The organism is Candidatus Frankia alpina (genome assembly GCF_902806485.1).
Lineage (GTDB): Bacteria > Actinomycetota > Actinomycetes > Frankiales > Frankiaceae > Frankia > Frankia alpina.
Genome location: NZ_CADCWT010000137.1, coordinates 1 through 13,281, shown reverse-complemented (window position 1 = coordinate 13,281; position 13,281 = coordinate 1). Strand labels below are relative to the sequence as shown.

The window sequence follows — 13,281 nt, the reverse complement described above, 5'->3', positions numbered from 1 at the left end:
ACACCAACACAACATTGATGTCACGCAAAGCGACGAAACGTTACCGGGAAAGGCTCACTGGGCGTGGGAGAGAGGCGCCTGGATGGCCGGATGAGAAGAGCCCCGTGACGGGAGACTGCCATGCGGGGATCTGTGGGAGCCGGGGGCTGAAATGCCCCCGGCTACCCGACCGGCCCTGAAATTACCGTGCGGCCGGTCGCTACCCGGGCCCTGACCAGGGACGATGCCCCGTGAACGCGTCAACCAGAACATCACCTATCGAATCGAACAAGCGGTCCGTAGACTTGGCGGTCCCGGGCGCTCCGGCCCGTCTCGTGACCGTGATCGTTAGCGTGGTGGTCGCGTTGACCTTCTGCTTCGGGTGAGGAACGTCCTCGCGCTCGGGCTGCGTCTCGGTGTTCCGATGTGGGTAGCGCCGATCGTCGTGCCCGCAGTCGACCTGTCGGTCGTCGCCCTGTTCGGCAGCCGGCAACTCGCTGTGAACGGCGGGCCGGCGGAGGTGCTGCGTTCGGCGCGGAGGCTGTCCACCAGCGGTCGAGGCCACGCGGCGGGGGCACCCTCAGCCGCGTGATGACTGCCTCCGCCCCACGCGGCCGGGCGGGCGCGTGGGCGGACTCACGACGCTGACCGTGCTGGCAGGGGTTGAGGTTCTGGCGCAACGGCAATAACGTGATCGTTATCATGGTTGCATGTCCTGGGAGGTCGTGGTCCACCCTGATGCAGTCGATGAGTTGGCCAAGCTCCCTGCCAATGAGCGCACGGCGATCGACAACGCCCTCGACAAGCTGCGAGAACGCGGCACGGATCTTCCGTTCCCACACACCAGTGCCGTCGTGGATGCCGACCACCTGTGGGAGCTACGTCCCCGAGGTGGCGACAGCCCGTGGCGGGCGTTCTACCGGCGGATGGGGGCAAAGCTCGTCGTCGTTGGCGCCATCGGACACCACGACAAGCGGAAGTACAAGCGGGCAGTCGCCCTGGCTGTGGAACGGCTCAACGACCTGAAGGAGGACTGATGAAGCTGTCGGAGCTCAAGACCCTCGACCAGGTAATCGAAGAGCACCGCCAGGACCCGGAGTTCCGCGAGGAGTGGGACGCGCTGGCGTTTGCACGGAAGGTCGCCAACCAGGTGATCGCATACCGGGTCGAACACGGCCTTACGCAGCGGGCCCTCGCCGAGCAGGTCGGCCTCAAGCAGCCCGCTGTTGCGCGCTTGGAGATTGCCGAGACGCAGCCGCGGCTTGAAACGCTGGCGAAGCTCAGCAAGGCCACCGGTTTGACCTTTGACCTTCACGTCGCCAATGGAGCCGTCGAGATCGTCCAGGTCGCCGAGGCCGCGGCTACGGCCGCCGCTCACGGCTTCACGTTCGTGTTCGATTCGACCGTGCTCACCGCCCTCTCCTACGCTCGGCCGTTGGTCGAACAGCTACTAGCGCGCCACACAGTGGGTGATCGACCGGCCGACATCATCGTCGAGGGCGAGCAGGATCTTGCGCTACTACAGCTCAAGTCCCGTCGCTTGCCGGGTGCGCTGATCTACGCGATGACGCAGGCCCACGGATCGCACGGCGGGATCGACGAGCTTCTCCGCATCCTGCCCGCAGACACGACCGTGGAACCGGTTGAGGTCGGGCAAGCGAAGGAACACTGACTGCTCGCTGGGCGCGGGGCGCCTCAATCGCTGGCCAAGCTCTGCAGGCGGATCGAGGACTGGCAGGTCGACTGGCAGGTCGAGATCTACCCTGGCGTCACCCCACGCGTTCTGGTCGCATTATGTCGACGAGGAGGGAAACGACTGGTTCGACGAGACGACCCGCGACCAGTCCTGGGGGGGGCTACGCGCTCGACTATCTGACCAGCCGGCTGTGACACCCGCGTCCGAGAAGAGCCCGAGAAAAAGGGGAGCCCGCATGCCAGAACCACTGCTCGACGGAATCCGGGTCGTCGACCTGTCGACCGGTGTCGCCGGGCCGACGGTGACGATGCTGATGGCCGAGGCGGGCGCGGACGTAGTCCTGGTCGAGCCGCCCGGCGGCCACCCCGACCGGGCCCTGCCCGGCTTCCGTACCTGGGCCCGATCCAAGCAGTCGCTGGTGCTGGACGTCGAATCCCCCGAGGGGCGATTACGGCTCGACGAGCTGCTGCGCGGCGTCGACGTGCTCGTCCACTCGTACGGTCCCACGACGGCGGCCCGGCTCGGCCTCGACGACGCCGCTGTCGGCAGCCGCCACCCCGCGCTGGTCGTCTCGTCGGTGCTCGCGTGGCCGGCCAACCACGTCGACGCGGACCGTCCGGTTGACGACCTGCTGGCGCTGGCGCGACTGGGCATCCTCGACGAGCAGCAGGGGCACCGGCCGGGGCCGGTCCACGTCCGGTTCCCGCTCGGCAGCTGGGGGGCCATGTGGCTGTGCGCGACCGGGATCGCGGCCCGGCTGGTGGCACGGGGGCGGACCGGCCGAGGCGGGCCGGTGCACACCAGCCTTGTCCAGGGCGCGCTCGTTCCGATGATGATGCACTGGCACCGGGCCGAGGCGCCGTCGGCCCTGCTCGCCGCGGGCATGCCCAAGGACGAGGCGGTGACACCACTGTTCGAGTGCGCCGACGGCGAGTGGATCCACGTCATGCCGCCGTCCCCCGACGACCTGCCGTTGACGAAGCGGGTGTTCGACGAGATGGGTGCCGAGGCGGTCGCCGAGGCCAACCGGTGCCACGACCCGGGGATCATGGCCAGAGCGTTCCCGAACTGGGGGGCCAACGTCGAGGCCTTCCGCCGCCGGCCCGCGGCCGAGTGGCTGGCCGAGCTGTGGTCCAACGACCGGCCGGCCCAGCCCGTGCTGCCGCTCGGCGCGGTCCTCGACGACGAGCAGGCGAAGGCCAACCGGTACGTCACACAGCTCGACGACCCCGAGGCCGGCCGCATCACCGTGCCCGGCCATCCGGTCACGCTGGACCCGCCTGCCGCCGTCCGCAATCCGGCCCCCCGGCTCGGTGAGCACCAGGATGTGGCCGCCAGGCACTGGACGCCCCGCAGCACGGCTACCGACCGCGGCCGCGGCGACGCAGACTCCGCCACAGGCGGGCCGGTCGAGTCGCTGCGTTTCCCGCTCCAGGGCTTACGGGTGCTGGACTTCGGCGCGTTCCTGGTCGGGCCGTTCGCGCCGATGCTGTTCGCCGACCTGGGCGCCGACGTCGTGAAGGTCGAACCGGCGGCCGGCGAACCTGGCCGCTGGGGCGACTGGCCGTTTGTCGGCTGCCAGCGCGGCAAGCGCGCCGTGGCCCTCGACCTCAAGTCCGAGGCCGCCCGGCCGGCCGTCGAAGCCCTGCTGCGCTGGGCCGACGTCGTGCACCACAACCTGCGCGTCCCGGCCGCTCGCCGGCTCGGCCTGGACGATCAGGCCGTCCGTGCGGTGAATCCGGACGTGGTGTTCTGTCACACGAGCTCGTACGGTCCGGACGGCGCACGCGCCAACTGGCCCGGCTACGACCAGCTGTTCCAGTCGTCGCTGGGATGGGAGCGGATGGGCGGCGGCGAGGGCAACCCGCCGATGTGGCACCGCTTCGGGTTCATGGACCACCGGTGCGCGCTGTCGTCCGCGGCCGCGACGTTATGGGCGGTCTTCGCCCGGGACCGGACCGGTCGGGCGAGTTCGGTCGCCGCGTCCCTGCTGGGTGCCGGGGTGCTCACCACGAGCGAGACCTACCTGCGACCAGACGGCACCCTCGTCCCGGTGCCGATGCTCGACCAGGCGCAGCTGACCACGACACCGGGACGGCGCCTGCTGGCCTGCGCAGAGGGGTGGGTCGCGATGGCCGCGACCGCTGACAGCGACGTCGCGGTGGTCTGCCCGGCGCTCGGTTGCGGGAGTACGGCGGAGCTCGCGGCGGCGGCCGCCGTCCGCCCGGCCGGTGAGGTGCTCGATCTGCTCGCCGGGGCGGGTGCGGCGGCAGAGGAGGTCCGGCTCGACCAGCGCGACGCGTTCTTCGACTCGGCCGACAACGACGCCGCAGGCCTGATCGCCCGCTACCGCCACCACGACTGGGGCGGCTTCGAGCAGCCGGGCGCACTGTGGGACCTGGGTGACCTGACGACCCAGCTGCATCTGGCCCCGCCGGTACTTGGCGAGCACACGATCGAGGTGCTCACCGAAGTCGGGATCGCCCGCGAAACGATCGACGGGCTGATCGCCGCCGGCGCCGTCACGGCCGCGCCACCGCCCGCCCTCCGTGCTTGAGCTTTTGCTGATCAAAAACATGGGGGTGGGATGTTCGGGGGGTTCGATCCCCCCGATGAAATCGTGGCTCCGGAGGAATACCGGGAGCTGAGCGCCGAGGCCGGCGCGACGTCGGCGTGGTTCTTCCGGCCGGTGGCCGGGCTAGATGGCGGCTCGCGGGAAGCGTTTGAGCTGGTGCAGTTCACTATCGCCGGGCGGGCCCGGCCCATCCGGCGCAGCGCCAAGCGCGGCAGCCAGACGTACAGCGCGCCCATCGGCAAGGAAGTCATAGCCGCTGGACAGCCGGTCCTGATGTCGTACACCTACCGGGCGATCGTGCGGCAAGACGGAATCTTGATCAAGCTGGACGTTGAGCAGCCGACGCGGGGGCTCAGCGTTGAGCTGTCCACGGCGGTGGGTTGTGGTGATGGTGGTGCGCGTCGTGTCGGGTGGACGTTTCGCTTTCAGGTTCTGTGCGTCGAAGGCTCCGAGGTGGAGCGACTGCGGGCGCAGTTGGCTGGAGCGGTTCGTGAGTTGCTTGTGTGGGCGGCTGAGGATCAGGCCCGGTCTGCGGCGGAGAAGGGCAGCGGGAGGGGGATCGGTCCGCTTGGTGGGGCCGCTGGTGAGACGGACGCCGCACCTGCCGGAGGGGACCTGATGCGCGGGAGGCTGGGAGAACCCGGATGCGAACCCACAGCCGATCGAGGGTTCTATGTTCGAGGTAGGCGGCAGAGGTGAACCTTGAGTTCGATCAAAGGTCACAGGTCAACTCCTCAGAGTGTCCTGCATGGGCGGCCACCTGCGGATCGGCACGATTTGTATTCGTGTGACTACATCGCGTGTACCCCGGGTGGGATTCGAACCCACACTGTCGGTGGTTTGAGCACCGTCTCTCTGCCGTTGGAGTACCGGGGCCGGCGGGTGGAGCATGGTCGAGCGGGCGGGCCCGCTGCGGAGGCGACCGGGCGGACCCGACAGAAAGGATCGTGATCGATCCGGTCCGGAACGTCTCGCCCCCGACTCTATCCGGGTAGGGTGCGTTTCGACCTCCCGCCCTCCTCTGCTCGGGCAGGATGTCAATCTGACTATCCTGCCCTGTCACACTAGGGTCACACCTCCGAGACCAGGAGTACGACTCGATGAGCCAACCCTCCTCGAACCCGCGCCGGGTTCTGATCGCCGAGGACGAAGCGCTGATCCGGCTCGACCTCAGGGAGATGCTGCAAGAGGAGGGCTACGAGGTCGTCGGGGAAGCCGGCGACGGCGAGATGGCCGTCAACCTCGCCGGCAAGCTTCGGCCCGACCTGTGCATCCTCGACGTGAAGATGCCCCGGATGGACGGCATCGAGGCCGGTGCGAAGATCGCCAAGGACCGCATCGCCCCCGTGGTCATCCTCACCGCGTTCAGCCAGCGGGAGTTGGTCGAGCGCGCCCGGGAGGCCGGCGCCATGGCCTACGTGGTCAAGCCGTTCCAGAAGAAGGACCTGCTGCCCACGATCGAGATGGCGATGAGCCGGTTCACGGAGATCGTGAGCCTGGAGGCCGAGGTCGAGGACCTGCAGGGCCGGCTTGAGGCAAGGAAGATCATTGAACGGGCGAAGGGCGTGCTGCAGACCGAGCACGGCATGACCGAGCCGGACGCCTTCCGCTGGATCCAGCGGACGTCGATGAACCAACGCCGGACGATGCGCGCCGTCGCCGAGGCCGTGCTGTCGGGCGAGGCGCTGCCAGGCTCGTGACGTCCCTGTTCGCGCCGTCCCCGGCCACGTGCCGGTCGGGGACCGGGTGAGCCCTGAGCCCGTCCCGGCGGACGAATCGGCTCCCACCGCCGAGTCGACTGTCGGGCCTTCGCTCGGGTCCGCTCCGCCTTCGCCCGAGTCCGCTCCGCCTTCGCCGGGCCCCGCTCGGCGGTGGTCGGCCCGGGTGGATCGTGCACGTGTGACGCTCGCGACGGTCCCTCGCTGGATCGGGGAGTGGACCCGAGCGCGGTGGCATACTGGTCGGGGCCGGGCGATCCTCGCCGCGATCGTCGCCCTGATCCTGGCCGTGCCCTCGGGGCTGGGCCTTGCCCTGGCCGCCGCCCTCGACGGCGGTGGCGCCGACGCCCCCGTGACCCGGGTGGCCGCCCTCGGCGTCATGGCACCGCTGTCCGGTGATCTGTCCGCTGACGGCACGAGTGTGCGCAACGCCGTCGCGCTCGCGGTCGACGAGGCCAACGAATCCGGGGCGATCCCGGGCTGGCGCCTGGAGCTGTCCACCCGCGACGATCTGTCCCGTCCGGACGGGGGAGCCCAGGCCGCCGACGCGTTCGTGGCCAACGATCGTCTGATCGGCGTCGTCGGGCCGTTGAGCTCGCTCGTCGCCAAAGTCGCCCTGCCCACGCTGAGCGCTGCGGGCATCCCGGTCGTCTCCCCGTCCAACGCCGACCCGATCCTCACCGGCGTCGGCACCGACCCGCGCACCCGCCCCTATCCGTCCTACTTCCGGCTCGCGGGAACAGACGAACTGCAGGCACGGGTGACGGCCGAGTACGCGGTGCGGACCCTCGGGCGCCGACGCATCGTCATCGTCGACGGGGAACCTCGCTACGGCACGACGCTCGGCGGCCGGTTCGCGGTGCGCGCCGCGGCGTTGGGGGCGACGATCGCAGCGGCGCACCAGGTCCAGGGGGACGGCGTCGACGGGTCCGATCTTGACACGATCGCGGAGGCGATCGAGCAGGAGGCCCCCGACCTGGTCTACGTCGCCACCGGCGCGGCGTTTGCCGGGAAGCTGCGTACCCGCCTCGCCGCAACGGGCGCGTCGATCCAGGTCATGGGCTCGGACGCGCTGCTGCAACAGCGGTATACCGACGACGCGAAGTCCGCCGCGGACGGTGATCTGATCACCAGTCTGCTCGTCCCGCCGACGGGACTGCCGGCCGCCGGTGCGTTCGTCGCCGACTACTCCGAGCGGTTCGGCGGCCCGGCGGACGACGACGGCAGCACGACCCCGAGCGGCGCTGGCAGCACCAGTTCGAGCAGGCGCCACCGCGACGACGCCACCCCGACGCCCGCCACCCGTACCCCGGCTGCCATCCATGCTCCGGCCGGCTCCCATGCTCCGGCCGACCCCGCCGCGGCGCGGCGCCAGCAGGCGGCCCATGACGCCACCGTCGAGCTCGCCCAGCGCCGCGCCGAGGCCGTTCCCGCGGCGGCCGCCTACGCCTATGACGCCGCCCGGACGATCATCCGGGCGGCGGCGGCGGTGCTGCCCGGCCGCCTCGCCGTCGACGTGGCCGCCCGGCACGACGTCGTCGCCGCCATCGGGCGAGGCTCGTTCGCCGGCGTCACCGGCCCCGTCGGCTTTGACCGCTGGGGGGACACCCGCACACCGAGCGTTGTGCTCTACACCGTGCTCGGTGGCCGTTTTGTCGCCCTGACGACCTGGACCTGACCCCGCCGGTCAGTTCCGCGTGGCCGCCCACATCCGCACCCACCCTAGGAAACCACCGAAGGCTACGGCGCGCTCACTAAGAGCTTTCCTTGGTCGGTATTGCGGGCTAGGTTCCGTCACGACAAGTCGCCGATCCGTTACTTGATTGCCGCGGCGACGTTTTCGGCGGACTCCGGCGCCCCAGGTGCCGACACCAGCAGCGAGGTGCTGCGGAAGGACGTGCCCCATGAGCGGTCCTGGACGGCGATGGGTGGTGCTCGGAGCCGCGGGGGTGCTGGCAGCCGTGTCCGTACTCGGCGGATGCGGCGGATCCACCGCCGAGGTCGCGAAGAAGGAGTTCGTCATCGGCTTCCAGGGGCCGCTGTCCGGCGACAACCAGCAGCTGGGTATCAACGCCTACGACGGGGTGCTGACCGCCATCGATCTGGCCAACCGGCGCGAGGACCTGCCGTTTCGGCTGCGGCTGGTGGCATCGGACGACCAGGGCAACCCCGATCAGGGCCCGACCGCCGCGCAGAAACTCCTCGACAACCCGGGCGTCCTCGCCGTCGTCGGTCCGGTCTTCTCCGGGCCGACGAAGTCGAGCGAGCCGCTGTACAGCCAGGCAGGCCTGCTGTCGGTGAGCCCCTCGGCGACCAACCCGGCTCTCACCGACCTCGGCTTCCTCACCTTCTACCGGGTGATCGCCCCCGACACGGTCCAGGGCGCGGCCGCGGCCGAGTACCTGACCAAGGTGCTGAAGGCGACGAAGGTCTACTCGCTCGATGACCGCAGCGAGTATGGCACCGGCCTGTCCGGTGCGCTCGAGCAGGCGCTGGGCGAACACAACGTCAAGGTCGTCCACGACGGCATCAACCCGACGAAGGACTACACCTCCGAGGCTGCGAAGATCATTGCGGAGCGGCCGGACGTGCTCTACTACTCCGGCTACTACTCGGAGCTCGCCCTGCTGACCAAGACGCTGCGCAGCAAGGGCTTTACCGGCAAGATCGTCAGCGGGGACGGGGCGAACGACGATCAGCTCATCCGGGAGGCCGGTGTCGGCAATGCCGAGGGCACGCTGCTCACCTGCGCCTGCGGGGATCCGAACAGCGATCCGGCGGCGGGGTTCGTTGCCGAATACCGGACGGTCAACAGCGGGACCCGGCCAGGCACGTACTCCGGCGAGGCGTACGACGCCACCAACGCGATCATCGAGGTGCTCCGCAAGATTGGCACCGGGGCCACCCGGGAGTCGGTGGCGGCGGCGTTCGGTTCGGTGAACATCCCCGGCGTCACCAAGCAGATCCGGTTCCGTAAGAACGGCGAGGTGGAGGGGGCCACGGTCTACCTCTACGAGATTCGAGATGGGAAGCGGACCGTGCTTGGCCCGATCCGGTCACTCATCAAGCCCTGACGCCGCGGCGGTGCCCCGCTTTGGGTCCGGGTCCGGTCCGTACGGCGTGGTGTGGGGGGACCCGGCGGTTGGGGCGTCACGGCCGATCGGCCTGATCGAGGGTCTTGATGATCAGAACTGGAGGTTTGCGGCACCCGGGAAGGGCTTTGGTGCCGTCCGGACCTTCCCCTCGTCCAGACGTTGTCTACTCACCCGTCCCGGGTGCACAGGCGATGAGATTAGGCGGGTCCCTTCATCAGGTCAACGCACCGGAGTGGTCCGGTGCGTCCGTTCCGACAGCCGGTGCTGGCGGGCAGGGGAACCGGTAAATATTGTGACCAGGTTCATCCGTATCCAGTTTTCGCGTTCTGGCCGGGAGCGGGGCGGCGGGTCGCTTTTCGATCAGTTCGGTTCGGATTCGCGCGAGCCGGTCGGCCGTCCACTGCGGATCATGCAGGTAAGCCGGGAGGTGCAGGTCACGCGGCCGGCGTCGTCGGTGATCCAGATGTCGTAGGTGACGAGGGTGCGCCCGCCACGGATGCGGGTGGCGATGGCGGTGACGGTGCCCGAGGTCGTCGATCGGTGATGCGAGGCGTTGATCTCGATGCCGACGACTGTCGAGCCGGGTGGCGCGTCCAAGGTCGCGCCGACCGAGCCCAGGGTCTCGGCGAGCACCACCGATGCGCCTCCGTGCAGGAGGCCATATGGCTGCCGGTTGCCTTCCACGGGCATCGTGGCGACCAGCCGCTCGGGGCTCGCCTCGGTGAGCAGGATGCCCATCCGCTGCTCGATCTCCCCACGTGCGGCGTTGACCTGAGCGGCGAGCCGAACCGCGGCGGCACCCGCGACGTCGCCATTCGCGGCGTCATCCCTGCCACCGTGGTCCCTGCCCACGCCCCCGCCGCCGCCCTGGCTCGGGGCGATGTCATCGGCGGCGGGCACGGCATCGGCAGCGGTCATGACCGCGAGCCTAGACGAGCAGATCCGATCGAATTGCCGGCCAACTGCGAGCGGTAGCCAGACCTTGGGGCGTTGCCCGGGGTCGGCGCCGGTACTCGGTGTCGGCTGGTGCCGCCTGCCGGACCCGGCCGCCACCATTCGCGCACCACCCAGTCGGTGGTGTGGTCCGGGCGCGTAGTGGCCCCTCGCCGCGACGGACCCCCACTCGCGACGAGACTGTCGGATGCACGGCCTAAACTCGCCGCGTGTCCGTCACCACGTCGAACTCGTCCGCCGATCAGCCGGCTCCCTCCGCCACCGAGGCAGGGTCGTCGGCCGAAGCGGCCCCCCAGGCCGCCGCGGGGTCCGCCGCGGAGGCTCTGCCGGCCAAGCCGCGCGCCCGCAGGTCCACCGCCACGTCGACAGCGACGGCTACGGCGAAGTCGGCCGCGGCGAAGAAGGTGGTGCCAGCGGCCGCCGCAGGACCGCGGCTGCTGCTGCTCGACGGGCACTCGCTGGCCTACCGTGCGTTCTACGCGCTGCCGGTGGAGAACTTCTCCACCACCACCGGCCAGCCGACCAATGCCGTGTACGGCTTCACCTCGATGCTCATCAACGTCCTGCGCGATGAGAAGCCGACCCACGTGGCCGTCGCCTGGGACCTGCCGACGCCGACCTTCCGCCACACGCAGTACGCGGAGTACAAGGCGGGCCGCTCGGAGACCCCGGCCGACTTCGTCGGGCAGGTCAGCCTCATCCACCAGGTGTGCGACGCGCTCGCCGTGCCGGGAATCAGTGCCGCCGGCTACGAGGCCGACGACGTGATCGCCACGCTCGCGACCGCGGGCGCGGCGGAGGGAATGGACGTGCTGGTCGTCACCGGTGACCGGGATGCGTTGCAGCTCGTCAACGAGCGGATCACGGTGCTGATGACCCGCAAGGGTATTTCGGACATGACCCGCTTCACACCGGACGAGGTCCAGGCGAAGTACGGCCTGTCCCCGGTGCAGTACCCGGACTTCGCGGCGCTGCGCGGCGACCCGTCCGACAACCTGCCCTCCGTGCCGGGGGTGGGGGAGAAGACCGCCACCAAGTGGATCCAGCAGTTCGGTTCGCTCGCCGAGCTGGTGGACCGGGCCGACGAGATCGGCGGGAAGACGGGGGCGTCGCTGCGCGCCCACCTGGCCTCGGTGATCCGTAACCGCTCGCTGACCGAGTTGTCCCGCGACGTCCCGCTCCCCGCCGCCCCGGACGGGCTGCGCCTGCGCCCCTGGGATCGCGAGGCCGTCCACCAGCTGTTCGACACGCTGCAGTTCCGCGTTCTGCGCGAGCGGCTCTATGCCGCCCTCGCCACCGCCCCGCCCCCCGTCGAGGAGGGCTTCGCCGTCGAGTTGACCACGCTCGGGCCCGACGAGGTGGCCCGGTGGCTCGACGAGCACGCCCGCGGCGTCGCCCGCACCGGCCTGCACCTCCGCGGCAGCTGGGGGCGGGGTACGGGGGTGCTCTCCGGCCTCGCGCTGGCCTCGGCAGACGGCACCGCGGCCTGGCTCGACCCGACCCAGCTCACCCCGGCGGACCTGACGGCGCTCGGCGGCTGGCTCGCCGACGAGCACCAGCCGAAGGCCGCGCACGACGTCAAGGGCCCGATGCTGGCCCTTGCGGAGCTGGGCCTGACGCTCGCCGGCGTCACCAGCGACACCGCGCTGGCCGCCTACCTGGCCCTGCCCGGCCAGCGCTCGTTCGACCTGGCCGACCTCGTCGCCCGCTATCTACACCGCGACGTGGCGGTGGAACCCGCCGGCAACGGCCAGCTCACCCTCGACGGCTCCGGGGAGGCGCAGGAGTCGCATGCCGACGCGGTGCGGGCCCGCGCCTGCCTGGAACTCGCCGATGAGCTCGACGCGGACCTCGAGCGCCGCAGCGCCGCCACGCTGCTGCGCGACATGGAACTCCCGCTCGTCACGGTCCTCGCCGGGATGGAACGAGCCGGCATCGCCGCCGACGAGGAGCATCTGACCGAGCTGCAGAAGCACTACAGCGGCGAGGTCGCGGCCGTCGCCGCGCAGGCCCACGAGATCGTGGGCCGGGCGTTCAACCTCGGCTCGCCCAAGCAGCTCCAGCAGATCCTGTTCGACGAGCTCGGCCTGCCCAAGACCAAGAAGATCAAGACCGGCTACACCACCGATGCCGACGCCCTCGCCTGGCTCGCCGTCCAGTCCGACCATCCGCTGCTGCCGGTGCTGCTGCGCCACCGCGACGTCGCCCGGCTCAAGACCGTCGTCGACTCGCTGCTCCCCATGATCGACGACGCGGGCCGCATCCACACCACGTTCAATCAGATGATCGCCGCCACCGGCCGGCTGTCGTCCACCGATCCGAACCTGCAGAACATCCCGATCCGCACCGCCGAGGGGCGCCAGATCCGGCGCGCCTTCGTCGTCGGCCCCGGCTACGAGACCCTGCTCACCGCCGACTACTCGCAGATCGAGATGCGGATCATGGCACATCTGTCCGGCGACGAGGGCCTCATCGAGGCGTTCGGGTCGGGGGAGGACCTGCACACCTTCGTCGCCGCCGAGGCGTTCGGGCTGCCGGTCAGCGAGGTTGACCCGGAGCTGCGCCGGCGGATCAAGGCGATGTCCTACGGACTGGCGTACGGGCTGTCCGCCTTCGGCCTCGCCGGCCAGCTCGGTATCGCCCCCGACGAGGCCCGCGAGCACATGGACGCTTACTTCGCCCGCTTCGGCGGGGTCCGAGACTTCCTGCGCGGCGTCGTCGAACGGGCCCGCCGCGACGGCTACACCGAGACGATCCTCGGCCGGCGGCGCTACCTGCCCGACCTGACCAGCGACAACGCCCAGCGCCGGCAGATGGCCGAGCGAATGGCGCTCAACGCCCCGATTCAAGGCTCGGCCGCCGACATCATCAAAATCGCCATGCTGGGCGTCGACCGGGCGCTGCGGGCCGGTGGGCACACCTCCCGGCTGCTGCTCCAGGTCCACGACGAACTCGTGCTGGAGATCGCCCCCGGCGAGTACGGTGCGGTCGAGGCGCTCGTCCGCGCCGAGATGACCTCCGCCTACACCATGTCGGTGCCGCTCGACGTCAGCGTCGGCTCCGGCCGGACCTGGGACGACGCGGCCCACTGATGCCGGAAATTCCGTTCCGCGGGTGGGCGCGCCGCGATGATCCGTATACGTTCTGGCGGGCATTTCTCGGCCTCCGGGTCATATGTCCAGACATGGCCGCGGCGCCGCAGGTGACTGAGCCTTTCCCGGTAACGTTTCGTCGCTTTGCGTGACATCAATGTGGTGTTGGTGT

General features: G+C 70.1%; 10 protein-coding genes and 1 tRNA gene. 9 read left to right on the top strand and 2 right to left on the bottom strand.

Annotated elements, in window-relative coordinates; translation table 11 throughout:
* The first annotated feature begins 361 nt into the window (after positions 1-361).
* The 5 genes from G6R25_RS30575 to G6R25_RS14995 all read left to right on the top strand — a co-directional run bounded on the left by G6R25_RS30575 (position 362) and on the right by G6R25_RS14995 (position 4,949).
* The gene (locus G6R25_RS30575) at positions 362-571 is read left to right on the top strand and encodes a hypothetical protein (protein WP_412842414.1); all 210 of its coding nucleotides are present in this window, start codon (positions 362-364) and stop codon (positions 569-571) included.
* A gap of 160 nt (positions 572-731) precedes the next feature.
* Positions 732-1,016, top strand: coding sequence for a type II toxin-antitoxin system RelE/ParE family toxin (locus G6R25_RS15010; protein ID WP_163553454.1), 285 nt, complete (start codon positions 732-734; stop codon positions 1,014-1,016).
* A complete protein-coding gene (locus G6R25_RS15005; protein ID WP_136446537.1) occupies positions 1,016-1,651 on the top strand; it encodes a helix-turn-helix transcriptional regulator in 636 nt (211 codons plus the stop codon). The genes G6R25_RS15010 and G6R25_RS15005 overlap by 1 nt, the downstream gene beginning before the upstream one ends.
* Before the next feature lie 259 nt (positions 1,652-1,910).
* Positions 1,911-4,232, top strand: a complete 2,322-nt coding sequence (locus G6R25_RS15000) for a CoA transferase (RefSeq protein ID WP_163553453.1) — start codon at positions 1,911-1,913, stop codon at positions 4,230-4,232.
* Positions 4,233-4,262: 30 nt separating this feature from the next.
* A complete protein-coding gene (locus G6R25_RS14995) occupies positions 4,263-4,949 on the top strand; it encodes a hypothetical protein (protein WP_163553452.1) in 687 nt (228 codons plus the stop codon).
* A gap of 104 nt (positions 4,950-5,053) precedes the next feature.
* Here G6R25_RS14995 and G6R25_RS14990 read toward each other — a convergent pair.
* Positions 5,054-5,126, bottom strand: a tRNA-Leu gene (locus G6R25_RS14990).
* A 224-nt stretch (positions 5,127-5,350) separates the two neighbouring features.
* On the opposite strand from G6R25_RS14990, the gene G6R25_RS14985 reads away from it, so the two are divergent.
* The 3 genes from G6R25_RS14985 (at position 5,351) to G6R25_RS14975 (ending at position 9,042) form a co-directional block, all read left to right on the top strand.
* On the top strand, positions 5,351-5,950 hold the full coding sequence (locus G6R25_RS14985; RefSeq protein ID WP_009399419.1) for an ANTAR domain-containing response regulator: 600 nt from the start codon (positions 5,351-5,353) through the stop codon (positions 5,948-5,950).
* Positions 5,951-6,134: 184 nt separating this feature from the next.
* Positions 6,135-7,646 (top strand): branched-chain amino acid ABC transporter substrate-binding protein, encoded by a 1,512-nt coding sequence (locus tag G6R25_RS14980; RefSeq protein WP_163553451.1) that lies wholly within the window; start codon positions 6,135-6,137, stop codon positions 7,644-7,646.
* Positions 7,647-7,872: 226 nt separating this feature from the next.
* Complete coding sequence (locus tag G6R25_RS14975) at positions 7,873-9,042, top strand: branched-chain amino acid ABC transporter substrate-binding protein (protein WP_205447139.1); 1,170 nt, start codon at positions 7,873-7,875, stop codon at positions 9,040-9,042.
* Positions 9,043-9,423: 381 nt separating this feature from the next.
* Here G6R25_RS14975 and G6R25_RS14970 read toward each other — a convergent pair whose 3' ends face one another.
* Positions 9,424-9,981, bottom strand: coding sequence for a PaaI family thioesterase (locus G6R25_RS14970; protein WP_163553450.1), 558 nt, complete (start codon positions 9,979-9,981; stop codon positions 9,424-9,426).
* A gap of 473 nt (positions 9,982-10,454) precedes the next feature.
* Between G6R25_RS14970 and polA the strand changes: the two genes are divergently transcribed.
* Positions 10,455-13,109 (top strand): DNA polymerase I, encoded by a 2,655-nt coding sequence (polA, locus tag G6R25_RS14965; RefSeq protein WP_473246904.1) that lies wholly within the window; start codon positions 10,455-10,457, stop codon positions 13,107-13,109.
* Positions 13,110-13,281 lie beyond the last annotated feature (172 nt).

Bases quoted from the DNA above. Each gene is read 5' to 3' on its own strand.
- G6R25_RS15000 (WP_163553453.1), top strand. From the start codon at position 1,911: ATGCCAGAACCACTGCTCGACGGAATCCGGGTCGTCGACCTGTCGACC.
- G6R25_RS14985 (WP_009399419.1), top strand. From the start codon at position 5,351: ATGAGCCAACCCTCCTCGAACCCGCGCCGGGTTCTGATCGCCGAGGAC.
- G6R25_RS15005 (WP_136446537.1), top strand. From the start codon at position 1,016: ATGAAGCTGTCGGAGCTCAAGACCCTCGACCAGGTAATCGAAGAGCAC.
- G6R25_RS14995 (WP_163553452.1), top strand. From the start codon at position 4,263: ATGTTCGGGGGGTTCGATCCCCCCGATGAAATCGTGGCTCCGGAGGAA.
- G6R25_RS14975 (WP_205447139.1), top strand. From the start codon at position 7,873: ATGAGCGGTCCTGGACGGCGATGGGTGGTGCTCGGAGCCGCGGGGGTG.
- G6R25_RS14970 (WP_163553450.1), bottom strand. From the start codon at position 9,981: ATGACCGCTGCCGATGCCGTGCCCGCCGCCGATGACATCGCCCCGAGC.